This window comes from Pseudomonas sp. TE36184, assembly GCF_054060055.1.
In genome coordinates, this window is the sequence record NZ_JBSSCU010000001.1 from 488,090 (window position 1) to 514,606 (window position 26,517).

14 protein-coding genes are annotated in these 26,517 nt (G+C 64.2%); 11 read left to right on the forward strand and 3 right to left on the reverse strand.

The genetic code is table 11. The features are described 5' to 3' along the window. Positions 1 to 25 precede the first annotated feature (25 nt). On the forward strand, positions 26 to 1,150 hold the full coding sequence (locus tag ACVWZP_RS02340; protein WP_032804350.1) for an IS481 family transposase: 1,125 nt from the start codon (positions 26 to 28) through the stop codon (positions 1,148 to 1,150). Between the two features lie 170 nt (positions 1,151 to 1,320). On the opposite strand, the gene ACVWZP_RS02345 is transcribed toward ACVWZP_RS02340, so the two are convergent. Both ACVWZP_RS02345 and gspH read right to left on the reverse strand, forming a co-directional pair. Continuing rightward, positions 1,321 to 1,932 carry a type II secretion system protein GspJ gene (locus ACVWZP_RS02345; RefSeq protein WP_046383039.1) on the reverse strand — a complete coding sequence of 204 codons (612 nt, stop codon included), beginning with the start codon at positions 1,930 to 1,932 and terminating at the stop codon, positions 1,321 to 1,323. Next, positions 1,929 to 2,381, reverse strand: a complete 453-nt coding sequence (gene gspH / locus ACVWZP_RS02350; protein ID WP_046383040.1) for a type II secretion system minor pseudopilin GspH — start codon at positions 2,379 to 2,381, stop codon at positions 1,929 to 1,931. The genes ACVWZP_RS02345 and gspH overlap by 4 nt, the downstream gene beginning before the upstream one ends. 92 nt (positions 2,382 to 2,473) lie before the next feature. On the opposite strand from gspH, the gene ACVWZP_RS02355 reads away from it, so the two are divergent. Further along, positions 2,474 to 2,905 carry a type II secretion system protein N gene (locus ACVWZP_RS02355; protein ID WP_046489241.1) on the forward strand — a complete coding sequence of 144 codons (432 nt, stop codon included), beginning with the start codon at positions 2,474 to 2,476 and terminating at the stop codon, positions 2,903 to 2,905. On the opposite strand, the gene gspI is transcribed toward ACVWZP_RS02355, so the two are convergent. Next, positions 2,892 to 3,278 carry a type II secretion system minor pseudopilin GspI gene (gene gspI / locus ACVWZP_RS02360; protein WP_017849134.1) on the reverse strand — a complete coding sequence of 129 codons (387 nt, stop codon included), beginning with the start codon at positions 3,276 to 3,278 and terminating at the stop codon, positions 2,892 to 2,894. The genes ACVWZP_RS02355 and gspI overlap by 14 nt on opposite strands. Positions 3,279 to 3,426: 148 nt before the next feature. On the opposite strand from gspI, the gene gspG reads away from it, so the two are divergent. The 9 genes from gspG to ACVWZP_RS02405 all read left to right on the forward strand — a co-directional run bounded on the left by gspG (position 3,427) and on the right by ACVWZP_RS02405 (position 26,270). After that, entirely contained in the window at positions 3,427 to 3,876 is a 450-nt protein-coding gene (gspG, locus tag ACVWZP_RS02365) for a type II secretion system major pseudopilin GspG (protein ID WP_017849135.1), read from the forward strand. Positions 3,877 to 3,884: 8 nt separating this feature from the next. Next, a complete protein-coding gene (gene gspK / locus ACVWZP_RS02370; protein WP_457369335.1) occupies positions 3,885 to 4,775 on the forward strand; it encodes a type II secretion system minor pseudopilin GspK in 891 nt (296 codons plus the stop codon). Further along, entirely contained in the window at positions 4,772 to 5,854 is a 1,083-nt protein-coding gene (gene gspL, locus ACVWZP_RS02375; protein ID WP_457369336.1) for a type II secretion system protein GspL, read from the forward strand. The genes gspK and gspL overlap by 4 nt, the downstream gene beginning before the upstream one ends. Continuing rightward, positions 5,847 to 6,359: a type II secretion system protein GspM gene (gene gspM, locus ACVWZP_RS02380; protein ID WP_017849138.1), complete on the forward strand. Its 513-nt coding sequence runs from the start codon at positions 5,847 to 5,849 to the stop codon at positions 6,357 to 6,359. The genes gspL and gspM overlap by 8 nt, the downstream gene beginning before the upstream one ends. Then, positions 6,356 to 8,659 carry a type II secretion system secretin GspD gene (gene gspD, locus ACVWZP_RS02385; protein WP_457369337.1) on the forward strand — a complete coding sequence of 768 codons (2,304 nt, stop codon included), beginning with the start codon at positions 6,356 to 6,358 and terminating at the stop codon, positions 8,657 to 8,659. The genes gspM and gspD overlap by 4 nt, the downstream gene beginning before the upstream one ends. Before the next feature lie 501 nt (positions 8,660 to 9,160). Further along, complete coding sequence (gene gspE, locus ACVWZP_RS02390; protein ID WP_046489235.1) at positions 9,161 to 10,579, forward strand: type II secretion system ATPase GspE; 1,419 nt, start codon at positions 9,161 to 9,163, stop codon at positions 10,577 to 10,579. Continuing rightward, positions 10,579 to 11,790 (forward strand): type II secretion system inner membrane protein GspF, encoded by a 1,212-nt coding sequence (gene gspF, locus ACVWZP_RS02395; RefSeq protein ID WP_457369338.1) that lies wholly within the window; start codon positions 10,579 to 10,581, stop codon positions 11,788 to 11,790. The genes gspE and gspF overlap by 1 nt, the downstream gene beginning before the upstream one ends. 458 nt (positions 11,791 to 12,248) lie before the next feature. Then, entirely contained in the window at positions 12,249 to 13,421 is a 1,173-nt protein-coding gene (locus ACVWZP_RS02400; protein WP_457369339.1) for a substrate-binding domain-containing protein, read from the forward strand. 228 nt (positions 13,422 to 13,649) lie between these two features. Continuing rightward, a complete protein-coding gene (locus ACVWZP_RS02405) occupies positions 13,650 to 26,270 on the forward strand; it encodes a filamentous haemagglutinin family protein (protein WP_457369340.1) in 12,621 nt (4,206 codons plus the stop codon). The last annotated feature ends 247 nt before the right edge of the window (positions 26,271 to 26,517 follow it).

Below are 26,517 nucleotides of genomic sequence, written 5' to 3' on the forward strand. Positions count from 1 at the left end.
GAGCTAATTTCGCCGGAAAACCATCATGCCTTGGACTACGAGAGACACCATGAGCCTGAAAGAAGAATTCGTTGCCTTAGCACGGCAACCCGGCAGCAATAAACGTGAGCTGTGCCGACGATTCAGTATCAGCCCGCAAACAGCGTACAAGTGGATCGAACGCTACGAAGCGCAGGGCCAGTCTGGTCTGCAAGAAAAATCCCGCAGACCAGCGACCAGCCCCAAACTGACCCCGGCCGCTTTGGAAGCACAAGTCATCGCCCTTAGGCAGGCCCATCCAGCATGGGGCGGACGCACCATTAGCAGCCTGTTGGAAAGGCGTATCGCTCCAAGTACCGTTACCAATGTCTTGCGCCGGCATGGCCTGATTCAACCGTCTCAGAAAGAACAAGCGGCGACGCTGCGGTTTGAACACGACGCGCCTAATGATCTTTGGCAGATGGATTTCAAAGGGCATTTCGCGCTGCAACAAGGTCGGTGCCACCCCCTGACCCTGCTGGACGACCACTCTCGGTTCAGCCTGGCCATTCAGGCTTGTGACAACGAACGGGGAGCCACGGTGAAGGAGAAGATGATTGAGGTTTTCCAGCGCTATGGCTTGCCGGCTCGTATCAACGTTGATAACGGCCCGCCCTGGGGTTCGCCACGCAATCCAGGAGAAATTACAGAGCTGAGTATCTGGCTGATTCGACTGGGAATTCGGATCAGCTTTAGCCGTCCTCGACACCCTCAAACCAATGGAAAGCTCGAGCGTTTCCATCGTTCACTCAAAGCAGAAGTGCTCAATGGACGTCACTTTTCCACACTGATGGACGCTCAATCGGCTTTTGATCAATGGCGTGAGGTTTATAACCTACAACGCCCGCATCAGGCGCTGGGCTACAAGGTGCCTATGGACCGCTATCGGAGCAGCCCCTGGGCGTATCCGCAGCAACTGTCAGACTTTGAATATGGCCCGGATGATGTGTTGGCCAAGGTTTATCACAGTCGGTTTCGCTTTCAGAAACGCTACTTCAGCATCGCCAAAGGACTGGTTGGACAGCACATCGCAATACGCCCTAACGCTGAAAGCGATGGCTTGTTTGACGTCTACTTCTGCCATCACTTCCTACGGACCTTCGACGTGAATACCCCTGACTACGGTGCATAATGTGTCCACTATGTCCCCGCACAGGTGTCAACCATGTGTCCGGTCCGTACAGGCTTTTCCAAAGTGACCCGCTGTAAGAGCGGAACCCTAAGCAGCCGTTACCAAAAAAACGGATATGTACTCAACCGCCGCCATTACCGAAAAAACGAATATGCCCCCATCACCCACCCCTACCAAAGCGGCCCCACCACCTGCCGATACCGCTCCACCCCCTGCGCCGTCTGCCGCACCAGGCTCACCTCCAGCCCCAGCGGATCTTCCCGCCGATTCCCGCTCAACTGCCGCCAGCCCTTGTCCGCCTCCCAAACCCGCACCTGCAGATCACTGACCCCGGTCAACACCACCACCCCATCCTTAGCCGCCGGCAACGGAAAGCGATCCCGCGCCGGTGCGGCTGCGCGGTACAGGCTGTCGCCCTTGAGCCACCACCGCACCCGTTGCAGCCCATCCGCCGCGACCGGCGCGCTGCGGATCACGTCCAGGCGAAAGCCCTTGCTGTCGGAACTGCGCACCGTCACCGCCGCCAACCCGCTGGGCTTGGTTTTATCGGCTTGCAGAGAAGCCGGCACGCTCAGCTCCACGCTGGCGCGCATGTTGAGATCGCGCTGCAACTGGTTCAGCGCCCGCAACAACGCCTCGGTCTGTTCCGTGCTGGCCTGCAAGTGCTGATCCGCACGGGTCACGCTGTCGAGGCCGCGCCAGGCGATGAGGCTGACCAGCGCCATCAGCATGATCGCCACCATCACCTCAATCAGCGTGAAGCCTTTCTGCGAGGCACTCATGGCTGGCTCACCACGCGCATCAAACCGGCGGCATCACGTTGCAGGCTGAGGCGGTGTTGCCCGTCGGACAGCTCGACCCGCACCGGCGGGTTGATCCATTCGGCGTCGAGCACCAAGGTTTGCCGGGGCTCGATCGTGACCTGCATCGGCGTGCTCTCCCATAGGCGCGGGCGCAGTTGGGTGTCGCCCTGGAATGACTCCACGCCGAGGCCGTCATCACTGCGACGGTTGAAGCGGAAACCCTTGGCGTCCGCGCGCCAGGTGATCGGCCGCCCATCGGCGCGGGCTTCGGCCTGGGCTACTTGCAGCAACTGACTCAAACGCTCGGCATCCTTGCGCAGCAGGTGCAGCGGGTCGGGCTTGATGGTCAGGCTGATGGCGGCGCTGGCAATGCCGATGATCACCAGCACCACCATCAGTTCGATCAGGGTGAAACCTTGCTGTTTCATGGGGCGGCACCTGGAAAGCTGGCGAGGTTATGAAATAAAAACGTGCGAATTGGCCTGTAGGCTGATGCCACGGACAAACAGGAGGTCCACCCATGGCACTTGCCCTTCGTTTTTCTCCCGCCCTCGGCGTGCAGGCACTGGCCGTGGTTGCCGCGTTGGCCGGCGTGGCGGTCTGGACGCCGTTGCTGCTCACTTCCGCCGAATCCCACACGCCGCCGGTGGCCGCCGAGGTGTTGGCGGCGCGCAGCGATAACCCGGCGTTGCAGTGGTTTTCCACGGCGCCGACGGCATTGCAGGTCAAGGTCTCGGGGGTCTTGGCCGGAGCGCGGGGTGCGGTGGCGATCCTCAGCCTCAACGATGGCCCTCCGCGCAGTTTTCTGCTCGGCGAGCGCCTCAGCCCCGGCGTGCGCTTGACGGCCATCGCGGGCGACGGTGTCGAGATCGAGCGCGGCGGCGAGAAGGTGCGCGTGCAGCTCGACACGTTGCCGCAGGCGCCCGCATTGCCACGCCTCACTCGGCCTTGACCTGCGGCCTGGCCAGGGTCGTCGCCAGGCGCGCCAACGGCGGCGCCTCGCGGCTGGCGTCCCGCACCTGCACATCGACCTGCACCAACTGACTGTCGGGGCTGTTGCTGAGGGTCTGCTCGCAACGCAGTTTCAAGCGGCCCTGATCGCACGCGAAGGTCTTCTTACCGCTGCTCAAACGCCCCTCCAACTGCAACTCCGCCAGCCGGCTTTGCGCCGCCAGCATCGCCATCGACTTGTCGCGCAACAGGCCGTTGCTCTGGGTCATCAACCCGGCCACGCGCACGGCCGCGGCCATGGCCACCGCGATGATCGCCAGCGCCACCAGCACTTCAATCAGGGTAAAACCTCGCTCGTTGCGGTGCCTGCGCATGGCGTTCTCAAAGCCTGGAAACAGGTGCGCAGCCTAGCGCTGGCAGTTGACCGATTGGCGACCGAAACTCCCGAGGATTTTCAATACGACTGACATGTGTTCTTGCAACACTGCGCCCCGAAATGCACTCAAGCCAAGGAATGTCGAGATGGATATCGCACGCCTAACATCCCCACTGCCAGGCCCTCGCGGCCAGCGTGGCTTCACTCTGATCGAGATCATGGTGGTGGTGGTCATTCTCGGGATTCTGGCGGCGATGGTGGTGCCCAAGGTACTCGACCGTCCGGACCAGGCGCGGGCCACCGCGGCGAAACAGGACATCGGCGGGTTGATGCAGGCGCTGAAACTCTATCGCCTCGACCACGGCACTTACCCGACGATGAACCAGGGCCTCAAAGTGCTGGTGGAACGCCCGGCGGATGCGAAAAACAGCAACTGGCGCGCCTACCTCGACCGTCTGCCCAATGACCCGTGGGGCCATCCTTATCACTATCTCAACCCAGGCGCCAACGGCGAGGTCGATGTGTTCTCCCTGGGCGCCGACGGCCAGCCGGATGGCGACGGCGTGAATGCCGATATCGGCTCCTGGCAGCTGTAAGGCGCGCGATGAAACGGGATTCGCCCGCAGCGGCGAAGCAGCGCGGCATGGCGATTATCAGCGCGTTACTGATCGCGGCGGTGGTGGCGGTGATCGCCGGTGCCATGCTCACGCGCCAGAGCGTATTCACCCGCAGCGTGGAGGCCGAGCAATTGCGCATTCAGGGTCAGTGGCTGTTGCAAGGTCGCCTGGAACACAGCCGCCTGTTGCTGTGGGAGGCGCGCCAGAAGGACGTGCTGACGCGCCTCGATCAGCCGTGGGCGCGGCCCCAAGGCGGGGCGTTTGAAGGGCGCCTGGAGGACGAGCAGGGCAAGTTCAACCTGCGCAACCTGGTCAATCGCCAGCGGCTGGACGCCGAACAACTGCAAGCTTTCGAGCGCCTGTGCCGCCTGATCGACATCGACCCGGCCGTGAGCCGACGTATCAGCCGGCGAGTGATCGCCTCCTATGATCAACGTACCGACAAGACGCTGCTGCCGGCGCGCTACCCGATGCTGCGCAGCCTGGATGACCTGAGCGGTATCGAAGGGCTCGACCCGCTGCTGCTGCGACACCTGCAGACCTTCGTCGGCGTGCTGCCCGGCAATACCTGGGTCAACGGCAACACCGCCAGCGCCGAAGTGCTCAGCGCGGTGGTGCCGGAACTCAGCCTGGCCCAGGCCCAGGCATTGGTGGCCGAGCGCGACAGCGGGCGCTGGTTTATCAACCGTGGCGATTTCGTCAACCGCCTGCACCTGCCTCAAGTGGCGGTGGATAGCGTGCAGGTGGGCATTACCAGCGAGTGGTTTCGCCTGCAGGGCCAGGTACGCCGTGAACAGCGCCGGGTAACGATCGACGCGTTGTTGCATCGCCCCGAAGACCGCCGGCCCCAGGTGATCTGGTCGCGGGTGGGCGCATGAAACGCCTGCGGATCGGCTTGCCGCCACTTGATCAACTGACGGTCGACAGCCAGGTGCAATTTGCCTGGCTGGAGCGCGGCGCCGTGGTGAGCGAGGGTTGCGAAAGCCTGCTGCAGTTGGGCCGGTCCAAGCCGTCGGTGGAGTGCTTTCTGCACCCCGCCGACAGCCTGTCGACCAGCCTCGAGCTGCCGCCGCTGGCCGCCACCAAAACCGCCGCCGCCGTGGCCTGTGCCGCACAGGCGTTGATCCTCGGGCCGGTGGAGCAGATGCAGGTGGCCCACGGCCCGCGCGACAGCGATGGGCGCGTGCAGGTGGCCTGGGTGTCCACGGCCGGGTTGGAGCGCCTGGGCCAGGTGTTGGCGCAGGGCCAGTTCAGGTTGCGCGGCCTGTACCCGGCGCCGTATGCCTTGCCGCTCGGCGCCGCGGCCATGCACGACGGTTATTTGCTGACACGCCATAGCCTGCATCAAGCGGCGGTGCATCCGCTCGGGCAACAGGTGTTGGATCAAGGGCTGGAGGTGCCGCTGGCGCCGGAGGCGCAACGCTGGAGTGGCGCCGTGCCTGGCTGGGGCTTGCACGGCCGCCTCAACCCACCGGCGAGCGGTGGCTGGGGCAGGGCGCTGGCCGCTGTCGCCCTGGCCACTGCCGTCTGGACCCTGGGCCTGAACCTGTACGCCGCGCGCCAGGCGGGCGAAGGCCAGCAGCTCAAGGCGCTGCTGAGCCAGCAGGTGCGCCAGGCCTTCCCCGAATTACCGGTGATCCTCAACCCCTTGCAGCAGGCCCGCCAACAGTTGGCCGCCCGCCAAACCGGCGCCGCCGCCGACCCCGCCCAGCGCTTTGGCAGCCTGCTGCAAGTGGCCGGCAGCAGCCTGCCGTTCATGGTCGGCAACGTCGACAACCTGAGCTTCGAACAGGGCCGCTTGCACGTGGGCTTGCTGGCCGACAGCCGTAGCCCGACGGCGCCGGGCGATGGGCAAGCGGCGCTGGCCCAGGCCGGGTTTAGCGCGACCCGCGATGAGCATGGCTGGACGTTGGGCCCGGTGGAAACCGCCGAAAAACCGGGAGCCGCCGATGAATAAGTGGCGCCGTCTACGCAGCCAGGCCCAGGCGTTCTGGAGCGGCCTGGCCCTGCGCGAACAACGCATGCTCAGCGGCGCCGGCCTGGTGCTGGCAGGTCTGTTGACCTGGCTGGTGCTGATTCAGCCGCCCTTGAAGACGATCGCGTATTGGCAGGCCGAAACCCCCAAGTTGCGCACCCAGGCTGCCACCTTGCACGCGCTGTTGCAGGGCGTCGCGGCGCCGCGGCCCGCTGATGCCGCCACGCTGCAACAGGCCCTGGACAGCGCCGGCCTGCAAGGTCGTTACCAGTTGCAGGCGCTGGATGCCGGCGCCTGGCGCCTGAGCTTCGACAACGCGCCGGCCGATGCGGTGATGGACTGGTTACTGGGCAATCCCCGTTCGTTTTCCCTGGAGGTGTCCGAGGCGCGCTTGCAGCGTAGCGCGGACGCTATCGACAACTCGGCCGGCACTGTGTCCGGGACCGTTCGCATGGATCAGGCGCTTGGCGCTAAGGAAGCTTCATGAAGTGGTCAGTCCCCAACCCTGCGCCTTTTCGCAAGGTCGCGCCGCTGCTGTTACTGGCCTTGAGCGCGTGCAGCAACACCCCGTCGCCGACCAAGCCGTTGCAGGTGGACAGCGAACTCGGCCAGCCCCTGGCCGACACCCGGCGCAGCAGCGAGAGTGTGCTGGAGCGCCAGCGCGAGCCGGCGCCCAAGCCCCGCGTCCAGCACCCGCTGACCAACAGCGCCCGTGGCCACGCGCCAGCTGCGATCAAGACGCGCAACCCACTGGGCGATCAGCCGGTGCAGTTGAATTTTGTCGATGCCGATATCCAGGCGGTGGTGCGCGCGCTGTCCCGTGCCACCGGCCAGCAGTTTCTGGTCGACCCTCGAGTCAAAGGCAACCTGACCCTGGTCAGCGAAGGCCAGGTGCCGGCGCATCAAGCCTACGACATGCTGCTGGCGGCGCTGCGCATGCAGGGCTTCAGCGTGGTCGACGTCGGCGGCGTGGCCCAGGTGGTGCCGGAGGCCGATGCGAAGTTGCTCGGCGGGCCGATCTACAGCGCCGGCAGCAGCGGCATGCAGACCCGCACCTTTCGCCTGCAATACGAAAACGCGGTGAACCTGATCCCGGTGCTGCGCCCGATCGTGTCGCCGAACAACCCGATCAACGCCTACCCGGGCAACAACAGCATCGTCATCACCGACTACGCGGAAAACCTTGCGCGGGTGGCGCAGATCATCGACGGCATCGACACCCCCAGCGCCATCGACACCGACGTGGTGATGGTGCAGAACGGCATCGCCGTGGACATCGCCGCCATGGTCAGCGAACTCCTGGAAACCCAGGGCGCCGACCAGACCCAGAAGATCAACGTGATCGGTGACCCGCGCTCCAACTCGATCATCATCCGTTCCGGCAGCCCCGAGCGCACCGAGCTGGCGCGCAACCTGATCTACAAACTCGACAATGCCCAGAGCAACCCGAGCAACATGCACGTGGTCTACCTGCGCAACGCCCAGGCCGGCAAGCTGGCACAGTCGCTGCGCGGCTTGCTCACCGGCGAGAGCGAGTCTGGCGTCAGCGACGAGGCGCGGGGCAAGCTCAGTGCCATGGGCGGCAATGCCCAGAGCACCCAGGGCAACAGCACCGCGCAGAACAGCAGCGGCACGCCCACCGGCAGCGGCGTGCAGGCCGGGTATGGCCAGGACAAACCGGCGACCGGCAGCAGCCCCAGCGATCAGAACACCGCGTTCAGCGCCGGCGGCGTGACGATCCAGGCCGACGCCACCACCAACACCTTGCTGATCTCCGCGCCGGACCCGCTGTACCGCAACCTGCGCGAAGTGATCGACATGCTTGACCAGCGCCGCGCTCAGGTGGTGATCGAAAGCCTGATCGTCGAAGTCAACGAAGACGACGCCAGCGAGTTCGGCGTGCAGTGGCAGGCCGGCAACCTCGGCGGCAAGGGCGGTTTTGGCGGGGTGAACCTGGGGGGCAGCGGGGTGAATGGCACGTCGACCAGCAAGACCAGCATCGATGTGCTGCCCAAGGGCCTGAATATCGGCCTGGTCGATGGCAGCGTCGACATCCCCGGGATCGGCAAGGTGCTCGACCTCAAAGTGCTGGCCCGCGCCTTGAAGAGCAAGGGCGGCACCAACGTGCTGTCGACACCGAACCTGCTGACCCTGGACAACGAAGCCGCGAGCATTTTTGTCGGGCAGACCATTCCGTTCGTCACCGGCAGCTATGTGACGGGCGGCGGCGGCACCAGCAACAACCCGTTCCAGACCGTGCAGCGCGAAGAAGTGGGGCTCAAGCTCAACGTGCGCCCGCAGATTTCCGAAGGCGGCACGGTGAAGCTGGATATCTACCAGGAAGTCAGCAGCGTGGACGCGCGGGCGTCGGTGGACGCGGGCACGGTGACCAACAAGCGGGCGATCGATACCAGCATCCTGTTGGACGACGGGCAGATCATGGTGCTCGGCGGGTTGTTGCAGGACGGCTACAGCCAGAGCAATGACGCGGTGCCGTGGCTGTCGGATATCCCGGGGTTGGGCGCGTTGTTTCGCAATGAAAAGCGCAGTGTGAACAAGACCAACCTGATGGTGTTTTTGCGCCCTTACATCATTCGCGACAGTGGCGCGGGGCGCAGTATCACGTTGAACCGCTATGAGTTCATGCGCCGCGCCCAGGGAGGCTTGCAGCCGGAGCGCAGTTGGGCAATGCCGGATGTGCAGGCACCGCAGTTGCCGTCGGTGGAGAAGGCGATTCCGGGGGCTGGGCCGAGGGCGGTGATCAGGGCGGTGCCGGCTCGTGATTGATGTTGAGCGAGTGCATATCCGGGGCTTCGCTAACGGCGGCTTATGGTTCCGCCCTCACGGCGGGTCACTTTGGAAAAACCCCAAAGTAACCCAAGGGCCCTTGCCCCACCACTTGGCACCTCGCTTGGGCTCGGTGTGCCCGAACGCAGGCTTGCGTGGTTTAAGATCAAAAGCGGCTCGCTTCGCATCGTGTTTACGCGGGGGGGCGGTGTTTTTTCATGGCCTGGATTTGTGCCACAACCCCGCTGCAATCAATGCAGTGCCCAGACGGGTGCAGTCGGATTTGACTGAAAACTCCTGGGCACTCACCGCTTCAAAATGTGGGAGGGGGCTTGCCCCCGATAGCGGTGGTTCAGTTACAGATGAATTGACTGACACACCGCTATCGGGGGCAAGCCCCCTCCCACATTTACACTGCGCGGCGGCCCGCCGTAAGGGCGGAACCATAAGCCGCCGTTACCGCAGCAACGGATATGTACTCAATCCAAAAGGGTCAACCCCATGAGCCTGCTCCCCTACGCCTGGGCCAAATCCCAACGCATCCTCCTGCGTCCCGGCGAGGCCGGCCTGCTGCTGACGGTCTGCCCGTCGACCCCCGGCTGGTCGATCAGCGAAGTGCAACGTCAGTTCGGCCAGAGCCGCCTTGAACAGGTGCGCGATGATGAACTCGACGGCCTGCTCGCCAGCGCCTATGCCGACACCGGCAGCGCCGCTGCGGTGGTCGGTGCCGCCGAAAACGAAGTCGACCTCGACCGCCTGATGCAGGACATGCCCGAGATCACCGACCTGCTCGACACCCAGGACGGCGCGCCGGTGATCCGCATGATCAACGCCTTGCTGACCCAGGCCGCCCGCGATGAGGCCAGTGACATCCATATCGAACCCTACGAAACCCACTCCGTGGTGCGCTACCGCGTCGACGGCACCCTGCGCGACGTGGTCTCGCCGCGCAAGGCGCTGCATGGCGCGCTGGTGTCGCGGATCAAGATCATGGCCCAGCTCGACATCGCCGAAAAACGCCTGCCCCAGGACGGCCGCATCGCCCTGCGCGTGGCCGGGCGGCCGATTGATATCCGCGTGTCGACAGTGCCCACCGGGCATGGCGAGCGCGTAGTGATGCGCTTGCTGGACAAGCAGGCCGGGCGCCTGCAACTGGAGACCCTGGGCATGGAGCCGCAACTGCTGGCGCGCCTCGACACGCTGATCCGCCAGCCCCACGGCATCGTGTTGGTCACCGGGCCCACCGGCAGCGGCAAGACCACCAGCCTCTACGCCGCGCTGGCGCGGCTGGATGCGAGCACCAGCAATATCCTCACTGTCGAAGACCCGGTGGAGTACGACTTGCCGGGCATCAGCCAGATCCAGGTCAACGCCAAGATCGACATGACCTTCGGCCTGGCCTTGCGTGCGATCCTGCGCCAGGACCCGGACATCATCATGATCGGCGAAATCCGCGACCTGGAGACCGCCCAGATCGCCGTGCAAGCCTCGCTCACCGGCCACCTGGTGCTCGCCACCCTGCACACCAACGACGCGGTGTCGGCGGTCAACCGCCTGATCGATATGGGCGTCGAACCGTTCCTGCTGGCGTCTTCACTGTTGGGCGTGTTGGCCCAGCGCCTGGTGCGGCGCCTGTGCCCGCACTGCAAGCAGGCAGACCCGGCCGTGCCGGGCACCTGGCGCCCGGTGGGCTGCGCGCAGTGCAACCAGATCGGCTACAGCGGGCGTACCGGTATCCATGAATTGTTCTGCGTCGACGACGAGGTGCGCAGCCTGATCCACCAGGGCGCTGGCGAACAGGAGCTGCGCCAGGCGGCACGCCGCGCCGGCATGTTCAGCATGCGTGAAGACGGCGAGCGCTGGGTGCGCAGCGGCACCACCGCGGCCGAAGAAATCCTGCGCGTAACACGGGACGCCTGATGAATCGCTATCGCTATGAAGCCGCCGACGCCAGCGGCAAGGTCGAGGCCGGGCACCTGGAGGCGGACAGCCAGAGCGCGGCGTTTGCCGCGTTGCGCAGCCGTGGCCTGACCGCGCTTCTGGTGCAGGTCGAAGGCGGTCAACGGGCCGCGGGCGGCAGCAGCCTGTTCAGCGCCAAGCTGTCGGACAACGACCTGGCCTGGGCCACGCGGCAACTGGCGAGCCTGCTCGGTGCCAGCCTGCCGTTGGAAGCGGCGCTGAGCGCGACGGTGGAACAGGCCGAGAAAAAACACATCGCCCAGACCCTGGCCGCCGTGCGCGCCGATGTGCGCGGCGGCATGCGCCTGGCCGATGCCCTGGCGGCACGGCCGCGGGACTTTCCGTCGATCTACCGTGCGCTGATCGCGGCGGGGGAGGAGTCCGGCGACCTGGCCCAGGTGATGGAGCGCCTGGCCGACTACATCGAGGAGCGCAACAACCTGCGCGGCAAGATACTCACCGCATTCATCTACCCCGGCGTGGTGGGGCTGGTGTCCATCGGCATTGTGATTTTCCTGCTCAGCTACGTAGTGCCCCAGGTGGTCAGCGCGTTCTCCCAGGCGCGCCAGGACCTGCCGGGGCTGACGCTGGCGATGCTCAACGCCAGCGACTTCATCCGCGCCTGGGGGTGGCTGTGTTTTGCCGGGATCGTCGGCAGCTTCTGGGGCTGGCGCCTGTACCTGCGCGACCCGGTGGCGCGCTTGAACTGGCACAGCCGCGTGCTGCGCTTGCCGCTGATCGGGCGCTTTGTGCTGGGCCTGAACACCGCCCGATTTGCCTCGACCCTGGCGATCCTCGGCGGTGCTGGCGTGCCGCTGTTGCGCGCCCTCGAAGCCGCGCGCCAGACCCTGTCCAACGAGCGCCTGAGCCAGTGCGTCAACGACGCCACCGCCAAAGTGCGCGAGGGCGTCAACCTCGCTCCGGCGCTGGCGGTGGAGAAGGTGTTCCCACCGGTGCTGATCCACCTGATCGCCAGCGGTGAAAAAACCGGCTCACTGCCGCCCATGCTCGAACGCGCGGCGCAGACCCTGTCGCGGGACATCGAACGCCGTGCCATGGGCATGACCGCGTTGCTCGAGCCATTGATGATCGTGGTGATGGGCGCGGTGGTGCTGGTGATCGTGATGGCGGTGCTGTTGCCGATCATCGAGATCAACCAACTGGTGACCTGAATGTGGGAGGGGGCTTGCCCCCGATTGCGATGGGTCAGTCTATGCATCTTTGGCTGACACTCCCTCATCGGGGGCAAGCCCCCTCCCACATTGGACCCTACCTGTTCAGTTGATTTTGGGGTGGGCCGATACCGCCAGCCCGCAACCTCGGGTTCATCGTTTCGTCACAGCCAAACCCCTCGCCGCAGCCTACGCCGCCTTGACGAAACCCCCACTGAAACCGCGCTGTCACCTGCCTCCAAACCGCTCAAAACCATGACCAAAACACCCGAGAATCTTTTTAAAAATCAAGCCCTTCCTCCCGAGGTTTTTTCCCTTAGCTGTCATCGGAAGCTGCGAAATTCTCTAGCCATGGCCTCACCCCAGTCACCCCCGGAACACGGCTTGGGACCGAAGCCATGGCGTCATGCAAGAGCCATCTACCTCAAACGTACAAACACGACGAAAGGAGATTCTTCATGTTTAAGCGCACTATGATCGCGGCCTCTTTGGCAGTTGCAGCACTGGCTTCGGCCCAATCCATGGCCGCAGTGGTCGGTGGCGGGGCCACCTTGCCGGAAAAACTCTACGGCAGCACTGCCACATCGACGACGGCTACCGGCATCCTCTCTGCCAGCATTCCAGGTTTTAGCCCCTACATCGGTGTAGGCAGCGGCGACGGCAAGAAGGCGTTCTTCGGTAACGATTCGACCAAGCTGAAATTGGCCTCGGGTATCACCGTTGACTATGCCGGTAGCGATTCGGTGGTGAGCGCCGCGGAACTGGCTGCTTACAACGCTGATACCGTTAAAGGCCGCGCCGCCTATGGCCCGCTGGTTCAAGTCCCGGCTGAAGCCACTTCGGTGACCGTGCCTTACCACATCGACGGTAAAACCTCGCTGCAGCTCACCAGTGCTCAGTTGGCTGATATCTTCGCCGGCAAGATCACTAACTGGAAAGACGTGCAATTCAACGGGGCTGCCGGTCCAGACCTGCAGATCAAAGTGGTCTACCGTCAGGAAACTAGCGGTACCACCGAGATTTTTACCAACCACCTCAAAGCGGTAAAACCCGCATCGGTACCGAATGTCAGCAACAGCTTCGTCACCGCCATCGGCTTTGACCCAGCCACCAGCGCTCCGGTCGGTTCAAGCTACCTCGCTGTAACCGGCAGTCAAGGTGTCGCCACTGCTATCACCAATAACAATGGTGCCATCGGTTACGTCAGCCCTGACTACGCAGCGTTCAACAGCGCCGCCGCCGTTGCGTCGGTCAATGGCTTCCTGCCGACTGAAGTGAACGTTCAAGCTTCTCTCGATACTATTGCGCCACCGGCCGTCGGTTCCGCCGCCGCCGCCGACCCGTTGAACTGGGTCCCTACGTTTGCCAACCCGACTGCGGGCTACCCCATCGTCGGCTACACCAACCTGGTCTTCAGCCAGTGCTACAAAGACTCCACTGACAACATCCGCATCCAGACTTTCCTGAAACGTCACTACACCGGCGTGAATAACGCGGCTATCAGCAGCCACTCGTTCATTCCGTTGTCCACCACCTGGCAGAAAGCGGTCTACGACAACTTCGTTGCCACCACCAGCTCGCTGCGCATCGGCGACACCAACACTTGCAACGGTATCGGTCGTCCGTTGTAACACCCCGTCTCGACAGGGTTGGCCCCACAACCGGCAATGACTTCGTGTCATTGCCGGTTTTGTCGTTGTGCATCGCGACCCGCCAGTTGAACCGCGTTGTATGAACATTGTGTGACATCAGTTCGGTCGCACCCCTCGGCAACCGCCTTAAGCAATAACCACAACACGTGCCCGCGCAGTGTTCGCGCGCCCGTCGTTCGCCTGCCCCGTCAAAAGGACCTGTAAGTGATGCGTTCCCGTCTGAAGCTGCCTGCCAACCGCGCTGCCAACGTGCCTGCCACTGCCGGTCAACCGGTGTTGCGCCTTAAACCCCTGGCCCATGTGATCGCACTGCTGGTGTTTACCGGCGGTGCCCACGCGGCGCAGCCCCAGGCGTTCAGTTCGGGTTGGTTTGCCGCCAAGGGCGTGACGCAGGCCGATGGCGGCGCACGCCCTGGCGCGACGTCACCGGGAACGCCGCCGCCGTTGGCCCAGCAACAGGCGCTTGGTCAGCAGTTGCAACGCTCCTTTCAGACCCTCAACACCAGCGTCGCCGCAATTGCCGCGCAACAGGCGGCGCAGGCCGCTGCCCGCAATAACGCCAGCGCGGGGCCGGAGACGATCCATAACGGTCTGGGCGGCAACGGCTTGAATGTGGTGATCGGCGCGGATGGCAAGCCGCTGTTCGTCAACGCCGAGGGGCCGGTGCAAACCGATGCCAACGGCAAGACGCTGGTCTCGATCAAGCAAACGGCCGATAAGGCGATCCTCAATTGGGACACCTTCAACATCGGTCGCAACACCACCGTGCAGTTCCAACAGAACAGCGATTGGGCCGCGCTCAACAAGGTCAACAACAGCACGGCGCCGAGCCAGATCCAAGGGGCTCTCAAAGCTGACGGCACGGTGCTGATCCTCAACAGCAACGGCGTCGTGTTCAGCGGCAGCAGCCAGGTCAACGTGCGCAACCTGGTGGCTGCCGCCACGGGCTTCAGCGATGAGCAATTCACCGCCAAGGGGCTGTACAGTTCAAGCAACAGCGCGCCCGGATTCACCCAGGCCGCCGGCAAGGTGACGGTCGAGCGTGGCGCGCAGATCCAGACCCAGGTGCCCGCCACCTCCACTGCGGGCGGCGGTTATGTGCTGTTGCTCGGCAAAGAGGTGGAGAACGCCGGGACCATTTCCACCGCGCGAGGCCAGACCACCCTGGCGGCGGGCGACAGCTTTGTGATCAAGAAGGGCTACAGCACCGATGGCAATGTCGCGTCCACCACGCGGGGCAATGAAGTCAGCGTCACCGGCAGCGGCAAGGTCAGCAACAGCGGGCTCATTCAGGCCTCTACCGGTGACATCACCCTGGCTGGCCAGCAGGTGTTGCAAAACGGTGTGTTACTCGCCAGTTCGTCGGTGGAAGCCCGGGGTGCCCTGCATGTAAAGGGCACGGGCAACAACGCTAGCGTGACCCTGGGCGAGGGCAGCCTCAGCGCGATTTTGCTCGACAGCAGCAGCGCCCTCGACAGCCAGCGCGCCGGGCTGATGACGCCGTCGCTCGATCAGAACGGCAACATTGTGCCGGCCGATACCTACCGCCGTGACCAGTCCCTGGTGGAAATCACCAGCGACGGCACGGTGGATTTTCGCAGCGGTTCCGTGACCCTGGCCACTGGCGGCCAAGTCGGTATCAAGGCTGCGCAGCGCACCCTGGTGCGCGACGGCGCGGTGATCGACGTGTCCGGCGCCACCGGGGTCAAGGTGTCGATGGCGTCCAATAGCGTCAAGGTCAATATCCAAGGCAACGAGCAGCGCGATGCGGCGGTCAATCGCGACGACAAGTCCCTGAATAACAACGATGTGTGGGTGGATGTCCGCGACTTGATTTTTGTCGCGGCTGGCACCAATGGCTATGCCACCGACCGCTGGTACACCGCGGGTGGCCTGCTGGAAGTGGGCGGTTATTTGGGCACCCGTAACCACGGCATTGGCGAGTGGATGGCCCAGGGCGGTACGGTGACCTTCAGCGGTAAGGACGTGGTGACCCAACAGGGTTCGCAGATCAACCTGTCCGGCGGCACCCTCGATGTGCAGGCGGGCAAGGTCCAGCAAACCTGGCTCAAAGGGCCGGACGGGCGTTTGTATGAACTGTCCACCGCGCCGGGGGACTTGCTCTACAGCGGGATTTACAAAGGCTATGAAGACCACAGCCAGCGCTGGGGCGTGACCGAGTATTACTACAACCCTTTGATCGCCCCGCGTGAGCGTTCAGAAGGTGCCTACACCGTGGGGCGCGATGCCGGACGCTTGGTCGTCAGTACCGCCAGTGCGGTTCTGGAGGGCCAGGTTGTGGGTGACACCTATCAGGGCGAACGCCAGACCCAGGCCGCGCAAAAAGGCCTGGACGGTTATTTGCAATCGCAAAAAGCCGTGGCCCGCGGTGCCCAATTCGTGGTCGGTAGTTACGTGCCGTATTACGTCAAGGACAGCGCCACGTTGCAGTACGCCCTGGGGGCGGATGCCGGCACGGTGAAAAACGTCGTGCTCGGGCAGCGGGCGGCGGCTATCGCCGCAGGTCTGGACTTGACCACCGCACTGCCGGCTGATCGGGTGTCCACGCTCTATCTGGACACCGATGCCTTGAACGCGACGGAGCTGGGCGCGATCAAAATCGCCAGCACCGGTTCGATTCTGGTCAACAGTGCGCTGGAGGTGGCCGCAGCCGGCGACATCACCCTGTTTGCTCCGAAAATCGAGGTCAATGCCAACCTGACCGCGCATTCCGGCAGCCTGCAGTTGGGTAACGTACAAACGCAGATCACCCCCGCCGGCAAAGTCGATGTGACCCTCGGCGGGCGTGGCAGCCTGACGGTGAACAACGGCGTGTCCCTGGATGCCAGCGGCTTGTGGAGCAATCAGCGGCTGGGCACCGGCGATGGCAGTCGTTTGCCCTATCTCAACGGCGGCAGCGTGGCGTTGCGCAGTAGCGGTGATATGACCCTGACGGCAGGTAGCCAGGTCGACGTGTCATCCGGCGCAGCCCTGGATGCCAAGGGCCAGCTCACTGGCGGCAAGGGTGGTGACCTGACGCTCGCGGCCAACGCCAATAGTGGCGACAGCCGAGGCAGCCTGGCCCTCGACGGTGAGTTGCTCGGGTATGGGGTCAATGGCGGCGGGCGCCTGAGTGTGCAGGCCGGCCAGGTGCTGATCAGCGATTCGGCGGTTGCCCCAGGTACCGGGACGTTGCAGCTCGGCAGTGGGTTCTTCAATAAGGGCTTTGGCGCCTATGACATCACGGGCAATGAAGGTCTGGTGGTCGCCGATGGCACCCAGCTTGCCGTGACAACCCCGGTGTACCGCCTCAATGACAACGCACAAAGCGTGGCGAGCGGTGCAGCGCCACGCACTGCGCTGGAGATCTGGACTCCGCCGCAGTATCAGGAAAACCCCACCAAGGGCCTGTTGACCCCCCGCAAAGGCGCGAGTGTGAGCTTGCAAGCCGGTACGTTGTTGTCGACAGCGGCGCAGATGGCGTCGGCGCAACTGCGCATCGGCCAGGGCGCGCGGATTGAGGTTGATCCGGGTCAAGCGATCAGTCTACGCAGCATTGGCCAGTTGACCGTGGATGGCAGCCTGAATGCCTGGGGTGGCAGCATCACGCTGGGCGCTGTCAGCGTGCAACCCAACGTGGCCGATGGCGTTGAAAACCAGGGCCATGGCCGTTCGATCTGGATCGGTGAACACGCAGTACTGGACGTGGCCGGGCGGGCGTTCACCGCAGTGGACAGTCTCGGCCGGCGCTACGGTACGGTCGGCCAGGGCGGCACTATCGTGATTGGCGGGGTGATCGACCCGGCCACTGGGATCGCCTCCGCCGCCAACTTGTTTGTGGTGGTGCGCGAAGGCGCGCGCCTTGACGCTTCCGGCAGCCAGGCGGTGCTGGACCTGGACGGTGCCGGCCCGAGCGTGATCGCCAGCCGTGGCGGCAACATCTCCCTGGCATCCAACACTGGCGTGTACCTCGACGGTACGCTCAAGGCCGGTAGCGGTGGTGCCGGTGCGGCGGGTGGTTCCCTGAGCCTGGCGTTGGAAACGCCGCTGTACGCCGAATCGGCCGCGGCTCGCGTGCGGCAAGCCCGTGAATTGATTGTCAGTGCCGCCGATCCGGGCGTGCCGTTGCCCGCCGGCAGCACCCCCGAATCGGCCGCGGGCAGCCTGGTCTACGGTCATGGCCGGCTCACGGTCAGCCAGGTCGACGCCGGCGGCTTCGATAACCTGTCGCTGTTGAGCAATGGTCTGATCAGCTTCGACGGTGACGTATCCCTGCGTCTGGGGCAGAGCCTGAGCCTGTATTCCGGGGCCATGGCGTTGACGGATGGCGCGCCCCGACAGTCCCAGGTGCTCCTGGCGGCGCCTTATGTACGCCTGGCCGGGGTTGGCAACAACAGCCAGGGCAGCGACGGCGCCGTTCGTCCGACGGTCCAGGGTGGCGTTTCCACGCAGGGTACAGCCGGGCTCTTGAGGGTTGAAGCGGCAAACGTGCTGGATGTGCGTGATAGCCTCAACTTCGGTGCCCATGCCGAGCGCTCCAAGGCGTTGGCCAACGGCATTGACCGACGCGCCTTCGATCAGGCCCAGTTGGTCAGCCTGGGGGATATGCGCTTTCTGGCCCGCAGCGCGAACAATACTAAAACCGCCTTGACCACCCAGGCCGACTTGAGCCTGACGGCGGCGCAGATTTACCCGGCTACGGGGGCCGTTGCCGAGGTCACGGCCGGCTACACGGGGCCCAACAGCGACTTTGACCCGACACGCACCTTGCGCATCGGCCGGGTCGGCAGTGAGGCCCCGGCGCAACCTTATTCAGTGTTTGGCAGCTTACTGCTGAGTGCCTCGACCATCGAACAAGGCGGCGTGTTACGGGCGCCCATGGGCGTGCTGACCCTGGGCATGGATGGCGGCATCGTCCGTTCCACCAAAGTGATCAACCTGTTGCCTGGCAGCCTGACCTCCGTCAGCGCCGGTGGCCTGGTGCTGCCGTATGGCGGGACAGTCGACGGCGTGACCTGGCAGTACAACGGCAAACAGGTGGAGTTGCTGGGCGTCGGCGGCACCTATAACACGGGCAGTCTGGCCGTTGGTATGCAATTGGTCGGGCGCTCGCTGAATGTGCAGCAGGGCGCGGTGCTGGACCTTGCCGGTGGCGGCGAGTTGCTCGGCGCGGCGTTTGTCTCCGGGCGCGGCGGCTCCACCGATGCGCGCTACAACCCGTTGGTGCAAATCGGTGCGGACGGGCGCTTTACCTTGCCGGGGCTGGCTACCAACCCGATCTATGCGATTGTTCCCGGCGCCCAGCCGGGAGTCGCGCCCAGCGGTGGCGAGCCGGGTGCGACCCAGCCGCTGGTGGGGCAACAAATCAGTATCGGTGCCGGGGTTCCAGGCTTGCCGGCGGGGACCTACACCTTGCTGCCGTCTAGTTACGCCTTGTTGCCGGGGGCGTTTCGGGTCGAGATCAACGGCTTGGCAACGGCGTTTGCCGCAGGTTCGATGCCGAACGCTTCGGCCATGAATAACGGTTCCTGGTCAACCGAGGGCTTCCTGTCGATTGCCCACACCGGCATTCGCGACAGCCTGTCGAGCCAGGTGATCGTCACGCCGGCGGCGGTATTGCGCCGGTACTCCCAGTACAACGAAACCCGTTACGCAGACTTCGTGCGCGCTGACGCTGCGCGCCTGGGCGTCCCGCGTGCGGCCCTTGAAGCCGACGCCAAAACCCTGAAGTTGCAACTGATCGCCGGTCAAAAAGACGTGGGGTTCACCTTTGATGGCGAGGGGCGTTTTAAACCCGCGGAGGGTGGATTCGGTGCCACTGTAACGGTGCAGGGCGACGCTATCGAGGTGATTTCTGACACTGCCCAAGCCAGTACCACGCCGTCGACAGTGGCGGTACGCGCCAGCGATTTGAATGCCTTGGGGGCCGCCCGTTTGGTGGTGGGCGGCTTGACGACGGTGATGTACGGCCAGGGTGGTAATTTCGTCGGGTTCGACACAGGATCCAGCGCGAACTCGGTGGTTGTGCGTCAAGGTGCGAGCTTGGCGGCGCCGGAAGTGTTCTTGATGACGGGTACGTCCTCGGGCGCCATTGAGATCGAACAAGGTGCGTCGATCAACACCCTGGGGCTCGGCAAGGCTGCCTATGACTCGGATGATGGTTTTATCTATCGACCAGGCGCTCATAGTGTCCTGGCAGTGTCCAATGGGCGCTTGCAGATGCTGGCCCCAACCGCTGGCGACAATAATAGAGGACCAGGCAGCATCCTGATCGGCCAGTGCAATCCAGGGGCTTGCAGCGGTGAAACGTCACTGTATTCCGAGGGCTCGATTGCCTTTGCCACCACCAACCGCTTTGCCTTGGGTGACGGTGTGCGCTACGGCACCCGTCATCTGGCGCTGGCGGTGGGTGGGATCAACGTCGGCAGCCCGGAGGCGTTGGCCGAGGCAGCCGCGCGCGGCGTGTTGCCGTCGGGCTTGACCCTCAATCAGCAAGTGATGGATCGCTTGTTGCGCGGCGATACCTCACGCGGCGCACCGGCCCTGAAAAGCCTGGCACTGACAGCTGGGCAATCCTTGAACTTCTATGGCAGCGCCACCCTGAGCACCCTCGACAGCTCGGGTAAGTCACTGCTGGATGAACTGTTACTGACGACTCCGGCGATCTATGGCTATGGCAACGCGGCGGATGTGGCGTTGATCCAGACCGGCACCTTGGTGTGGGGAGGCGATACCAGTGCGCCGCCGGCCGTGATCAACCAAGGCGCGGGCACTGGCAGCGGCACCCTGGAGCTGCAGGCTCGGCGCATCGAATTCGGCTATGGCCGCAACGCCCAGCCCGATGGCCTGACCGAGAATGGCCGCATGACCCTGGGCTTTGCCAATGTCCACCTCAACGCCGACGAACGCATTACGGCCAACCACAAAGGCAGCCTGGCGGTGCATCAGTCCCAGGGCGCTTATGAAGCGGGCAAGGGCTTTGCCTACAGTGGCGGCAACTTGACCATCACCGCGCCGTTGTTGACCGGTGAAGCCGGTTCGATCAACCGGATCACCGCCGGTGGCGCAGTGACCGTAGTGGCCCCGGCCAACGGTGCGGCCCCGGCGGATGCGACGGCCATCGACGCGTTGGGCGCCGAGTTATTGCTGTCCGGGCGCAGCGTGGCGGTCGATACGGCGGTGGTGTTGCCCAGCGGCAAGCTGACCCTCAGCGCCGATGAAGCGCTGACCCTGGGCGCCTCTTCGCGTCTGGACCTCAGTGGTCGCACCGTGCGGAACAACGACGTGAGCAAATACAGCTGGGGCGGTGACGTCAGCCTGGAAAGCCGCCACGGCAACATTTATCAGGCCGCAGGTGCGCTCGTCGACCTGTCAGCCCGATACAACCAAGGTGGCCTGCTCAAAGCCGTGGCGGTGGACGCCGGAGCAGGGCAGGTCGACTTGCAAGGGCAGATCCGCGCCGGTAGCAGCGGCTATTACGATGCCGGTGGCACCCTGGTACCGTACCAGGCGGGCGGGGTGGACATTCGTGCGCAGCAGATGGGGGATTTCGCCGCGTTGAACCAACGCTTGAACCAGGGACAGGTGTGGGGTTCGCGCAGCTTCCAGCTCAAGCAGGGCAACCTGGTTATCGGCGATGAACTCAAGGCCAATCAGGTCAACGTCTCGGTGGATAACGGCAGTTTGACGGTGGTGGGCACTATCGACGCCAGTGGTGAGCGGGTCGGCAGTATCCGCCTGGCCGGCAAGCAGGGTCTGACCCTCGCCGGCAGTGCGGTGCTGGATGCCCACGGTACGGCGTTGCGGGTCGACAGCTACGGCAAAATCATCGATGCGCCGAACCGGGCGATGGTTGAACTCAACAGCGGTGACGGTCAATTGACCTTGGCCGATGGCGCGCGTATCGACGTGCGCCACGGCACGGCTGCGGTCCTGGGCCGTGGCCCGGGGCAATACGACGGCCTGGCCCGTGGCACCCTGGAACTGAATGCCCCCCGGCTGAATGCCAATGATGTGGCCATCGATGCGCGCGGGCGCGTCGATATCCTTGGCGCTCGCTCCATCGCGCTGAACGCCGTTGCCCGTTACACCGATGCGCCGCCCGGCGTTGAGCCGTCGGTCAGTGGCCGGCCGTATCAGATGATCGATCAGGATTACCTGAATAAAAAACACGCGCTCAGTGAAACCTTTATCAACAATGCCTTGAACAACCTCGGGTTGACGCAAGGCAAGCTGGCGGGCTTGAACAACAGCCGCTACGCCGACGCCTTCCACCTGCGCCCAGGCGTGGAAATCGTCGCCGAAGGCGATCTGGTGGTCAGTGGCGACCTGGACCTGTCGGGCATGCGCTATGCCAGCCTCAACCGCAATACGCCGAAGACGTCGGTGTATGGTTCGGGCGAGGTCGGCAGCCTGGTGGTGCGTGCCGGTGGCAACCTGGACGTCTACGGCAGCATCAACGACGGTTTTGCCCCGCCGCCGCCCACCCCGGACGACAACGGCTGGGTGCTGACTCCCGGCCTGCAAGGGTTCGGCAGCGATGTGATCGTGCCCGGCCCTGGTGTGGTGCTGGCAGAGGGCAGTGCATTCCCCACTGGCAAGACCCTCAACTACTCGTTACCGATCCAGGCCACCACGCTGGCGCAAGGCACTGTGCTGCCGACGCAGGGCATCCTCGATGCGCCACTGACCCTGCCGGCCAATACCGTGTTGAGCGCGGCGGTTCGCGACAGCGCCGGCAACCTGCTGTATGCCGCCGGCACGTTGTTGCAACAACCTGTGGTGCTCGCTGCCGATACACGACTGGACGCCGGCACCGTATTGGCGGGCGCTGCCGCCCTGCGCGCGATGACCTGGCCGGCCGGCGTGCCGTTACCCAGCCGAGGGGTGCTGATCGGCAGTGCTACCGACGGTGTTTTGCTGGCTGTGAACCTGGCTCTCAAGGTTGGCGCGCTGATTCCTTATGGCACGGACGTCAAACTGCCGAACGGCGCGATATCGGTGCCGTTGCACACCGTGACCGGCGCCACGGCACGCCAGAACTGGGCTGTGGCGCCGATGTTGGCCGAAGGCTCGCAGTCGTGGTCGTTGCGTCTGGTGTCCGGTGCTGATACCCAGGCGGCCGACACGCGTTCTATCCAGCCGGCCTTTGCCGGCGACCTGACCCTGGCGGACACGCACTACGGCATTTACGAGACTCACAGTAAAACCACCATCCCGGGGCAACCGGCCCGGCCAGGCGGCGCCTGGTACTGGAGTGACTTTGCCGCCGAGCTGTTCGGCGTCACGGCGGGTACTCCGGTGCCGGAGTCCGAGTGGGCTTCTTGCCCGGACTTGTGCGTGCGCGTCAACTACGTGTGGAGCGACTTAGCCGAGTTGTTTGGCTTTACTCCCGGGGCGCCGGTATCACCCGAAAATGAAAGCACGTGCGACGCAGATCTGTGCGTTTCCTTGGGCGAACCCACTCCAGCAATCCCTGAGCAGGTGATCGTCGGTCCGGTCAAACTGGTTTCACCCGTGAGTCAGCATTTCAGTGTGCTGCGCACCGGCACCGGTGATCTGGATCTGATCGCTGCGGGCAACGTCTCAATGCAATCGCCCTACGGCGTGTACACCGCAGGGGCGTCCAGCGCGTCTCGCGCAGGTGGTGCCGCCGCCGACTTCAACCAGGCTCGCGTCACCGCTGCGGATAGGACGGTGCTGGGCAGCGCGGCCAAGGCGTATGAAGCCTTGGTCGATGAAAGCAGCGCCAGCCCTTACGCCGCCTGGTACCCCGACGGCGGCGGCAACGTGTTGCTGCGCACCGGCGGTAGCCTGACGGGCGCTGTCTGGACGTCGATGCAAGATAGGCCAATGGACAATGACGGTCGCAGCCAACTCAACAGTGCGAACCTGGGCAACTGGTTGTGGCGCCAAGGCACAGGCAGCACGGCGGGTGTCACCCCGATACCGACCAGTTGGTGGATCAACTTTGGCACTTATATAAAGGGCAAAAGCGGCACTGCCAACCGGTATTTTGACGACGCTGCACAGATAGACCAGCTGCCACGCCTGGTGGGGTTCACCGGTGTCGGCACGCTGGGCGGCGGCAATCTGACCCTGGACCTGGGCAGCGATGGTGGCATGCAGACGCGCCGTGGCTCCGTGGATGGCTTGAGAGCACCGCGCAGTGAAGGCCTGGTGTTGGCAGTGGGGAGTACCGGGCGGGTGGTGGACGGTCAATTGCTGTTGACGGGGGGCGGCGACCTGGATGTACGCATGGGAGGCGATTTGAACCCTGGGCTGGACGCTCGTGCGACCCGCAGTAATACCGCCAGCTTGCAATCAGTCGACTATAAGGCACAAACACTCAGCCTCAATGGCGTGCTGACCAACCTGCGTGGCGCCTTGAACCTGCAGGCAGGCAGCCTGGGGGGCATTGCCTTGAACTACGGCAGTATGCGTAACGATCAGGATGTCAAGGAAAGCCGAGCCTACTCGCCGTACACCGCAAGCCTGGGCACGGCCACGGGCGGGATCACTTTGATGCTGGGCGACGCCACGGCCACCCTGTCGACGCGAGGTGACCTGGTGTTGGCGGGGACCGGCGACCCTGGACGCGTCTCTACCGAAAATACCCAAGCGTTCAGTTACAACGGTAGCGCTTATGGCAATGGCACCACATGGTTCTCATTATGGACCGAGCGTACCGCCATCGACTTGTTCTCCGCAGGTGGCAGTTTGACGCCTAGCGTGCAGAGCATGTCGCTGAGCGCCAATGGCCAGCTGAATCCTCTGCCCGAGCAAAACTACTCCAGTTCGGACGGGCGTTTCATCTTCCCCTCCAAGCTCGGCGTGGTAGCAGCCAATGGCAGTATTTATCTCGGCGCATCCGCGCTGGGTGCTGGCCCGCTGCCTAACAATCCTGCTTATTCGCTGTTATTGGCGCCGTCGAGCAAAGGACGATTGGCCATGTTGGCCGGGGACTCAATTTACGCCAGCGGTTATGCGGTCAACCAGTCGGGTGACAGCCAGGGTGCTATACCGACGCCGTTCGCGCCAGCCTTTGTCGGCAGGAACGGGTTTAGCCTGGTCGTCAACAACCTGGGCAGTGACGCGATACAGGACGACCTTTCCTTGTTCGCCTTCCGCAGCGCGACTGATCTTGCGCGTCCGGCTTCCCAGGCAGAACCGGCCAGGTTTTATGCCCAGCAGGGCGACATCGTAGGGTTGCGCAGCGGTGAGATCCTGACATTCGGCAGCCCGCGTCAAGGCCAGGTCCGCTATGAGTCCGCAGGCCCGGTCTGGATGCGGGCGGGGCGCGACATTGTCAGTTCAGGTACCGATATGGGCTCGTCGACGGTGCTTCCTAAACTGTTGGGTTACAACGGCGATTACTTGGGTGAAAGCCGCGGCAACCTGTTCGTTCACAGCCGCCCTGAGGACGTGTCAGTGGTTTCCGCCGGGCGCGACATTCTCTACAGCAGCTTCAACGTCGCCGGCCCCGGCACCCTGGAAGTCAGTGCCGGGCGCAACCTGTTGATGGCCGACAAAGCATCCATCACCAGCCTGGGACCGGTGGCGGCGGGCGACTCCCGTCCGGGGGCATCCATCGTGCTGGAAGCCGGGGTCGGGCTCAACGGCCTGGATTACCTGAAGTTCGTCACGCCCTACCTGGACCGCGCCAATCAGGCGGTCGAGGGTGTCGCGCTGGCCGCGCAAGCCGGCAAGGTGGCGAAAACCTACGAGGCCGAACTGTTGCAATGGCTCAACGAGCGCTACGCCTTCAGCGGCGATGCCGAGCAGGCGCGGGCGTACTTTGCAGGCTTGGGCCCCGAGCAGCAACGCATCTTCGCCCGTTCGGTGTACTTCGCCGAAGTGCGCGAAGGTGGTCGCGAATACAACCTGGCCGCTGGCCCGCGTTCCGGTAGCTTTGTCCGCAGCCGCGCGGCCATCAACGCACTGTTGCCGAGCAAGGACGTGGCGGGTAACCCGATCGTGTACAACGGCGACATCACCCTGTACGGCGGTGCCGGGGTGCATACCCTGTTTGGCGGCAATATCCAGATGCTCAGCCCTGGCGGGCAGCAGGTGTTCGGGATTGAAGGCAACGTGCCGCCAGCCAGTGCCGGGGTCCTCACGCAGGGTGCCGGGGATATTCAATTGTATTCCCGGGGCAGCATCCTGCTAGGCCAGAGCCGGATCATGACCACCTTTGGCGGGGCGATTCTCGCCTGGTCCAACGAAGGCGACATCAACGCCGGCCGTGGCTCGAAAACCACCGTGCTGTACACACCGCCCAAGCGGCTCTATGACACCTGGGGCAACGTGACCTTGTCACCCAATGTGCCAAGCGCCGGTGCCGGTATTGCCACACTGGCACCGATCGCCGAAGTGCCGGCCGGTGACATCGACCTGCTGGCTCCGGCCGGCACCATCGACGCGGGCGAGGCGGGCATTCGGGTCTCGGGCAACGTCAACATCGCCGCCTTGCATGTGGTCAACGCGGCGAACATCCAGACCCAGGGCAAGTCGTCCGGGGTGCCGGTGACGGCCACCGTCAACACCGGCGCCATGACCTCGGCCAGCGCCGCGGGGGCGGCGGCGTCCCAGGCGGCGGAAGACGCGGCGCGCAGCCAGCAGGCGGCGGCCAAGCAGGGCAGGGCGTCGATCGTGACGGTGGAAGTGTTGAGCTTTGGCTCCGAGCCGGTGCAGCGCGAACCGCAGGAACAGCCGAAGACCTCGGGGTACAACCCCAATAGCCCGGTGCAGGTACTGGGCGCCGGGCCGCTGAGCGAACAGGCGCGTGCGCGGTTGACGGATGAGGAGCGCAAGCAGATCACGTTGTAGGTGGAAGGACCTCTCGATGTACGTTTGGGGCAATCAGTGATTGCCCCGTTTTTTTGCTGTTGGCGCGGCGGCCTAATAGCAGGCTGGTGTTTCAAGGCTAACTCGGCTGGAAGGTGGGAGGGGGCTTGCCCCCGATGGCAGTGTGTCAGTCACTACATGCATGACTGATCCACTGCCATCGGGGGCAAGCCCCCTCCCACATTTTGATCTCCATAGATCAGATATCTCCATGGATCAGAACCCAAAG

Coding starts and splice junctions, on each gene's coding strand:
- ACVWZP_RS02340 (WP_032804350.1), top strand. CDS start 26: ATGCCTTGGACTACGAGAGACACCATGAGCCTGAAAGAAGAATTCGTT.
- ACVWZP_RS02345 (WP_046383039.1), bottom strand. CDS start 1,932: ATGAGTGCCTCGCAGAAAGGCTTCACGCTGATTGAGGTGATGGTGGCG.
- gspH (WP_046383040.1), bottom strand. CDS start 2,381: ATGAAACAGCAAGGTTTCACCCTGATCGAACTGATGGTGGTGCTGGTG.
- ACVWZP_RS02355 (WP_046489241.1), top strand. CDS start 2,474: ATGGCACTTGCCCTTCGTTTTTCTCCCGCCCTCGGCGTGCAGGCACTG.
- gspI (WP_017849134.1), bottom strand. CDS start 3,278: ATGCGCAGGCACCGCAACGAGCGAGGTTTTACCCTGATTGAAGTGCTG.
- gspG (WP_017849135.1), top strand. CDS start 3,427: ATGGATATCGCACGCCTAACATCCCCACTGCCAGGCCCTCGCGGCCAG.
- gspK (WP_457369335.1), top strand. CDS start 3,885: ATGAAACGGGATTCGCCCGCAGCGGCGAAGCAGCGCGGCATGGCGATT.
- gspL (WP_457369336.1), top strand. CDS start 4,772: ATGAAACGCCTGCGGATCGGCTTGCCGCCACTTGATCAACTGACGGTC.
- gspM (WP_017849138.1), top strand. CDS start 5,847: ATGAATAAGTGGCGCCGTCTACGCAGCCAGGCCCAGGCGTTCTGGAGC.
- gspD (WP_457369337.1), top strand. CDS start 6,356: ATGAAGTGGTCAGTCCCCAACCCTGCGCCTTTTCGCAAGGTCGCGCCG.
- gspE (WP_046489235.1), top strand. CDS start 9,161: ATGAGCCTGCTCCCCTACGCCTGGGCCAAATCCCAACGCATCCTCCTG.
- gspF (WP_457369338.1), top strand. CDS start 10,579: ATGAATCGCTATCGCTATGAAGCCGCCGACGCCAGCGGCAAGGTCGAG.
- ACVWZP_RS02400 (WP_457369339.1), top strand. CDS start 12,249: ATGTTTAAGCGCACTATGATCGCGGCCTCTTTGGCAGTTGCAGCACTG.
- ACVWZP_RS02405 (WP_457369340.1), top strand. CDS start 13,650: ATGCGTTCCCGTCTGAAGCTGCCTGCCAACCGCGCTGCCAACGTGCCT.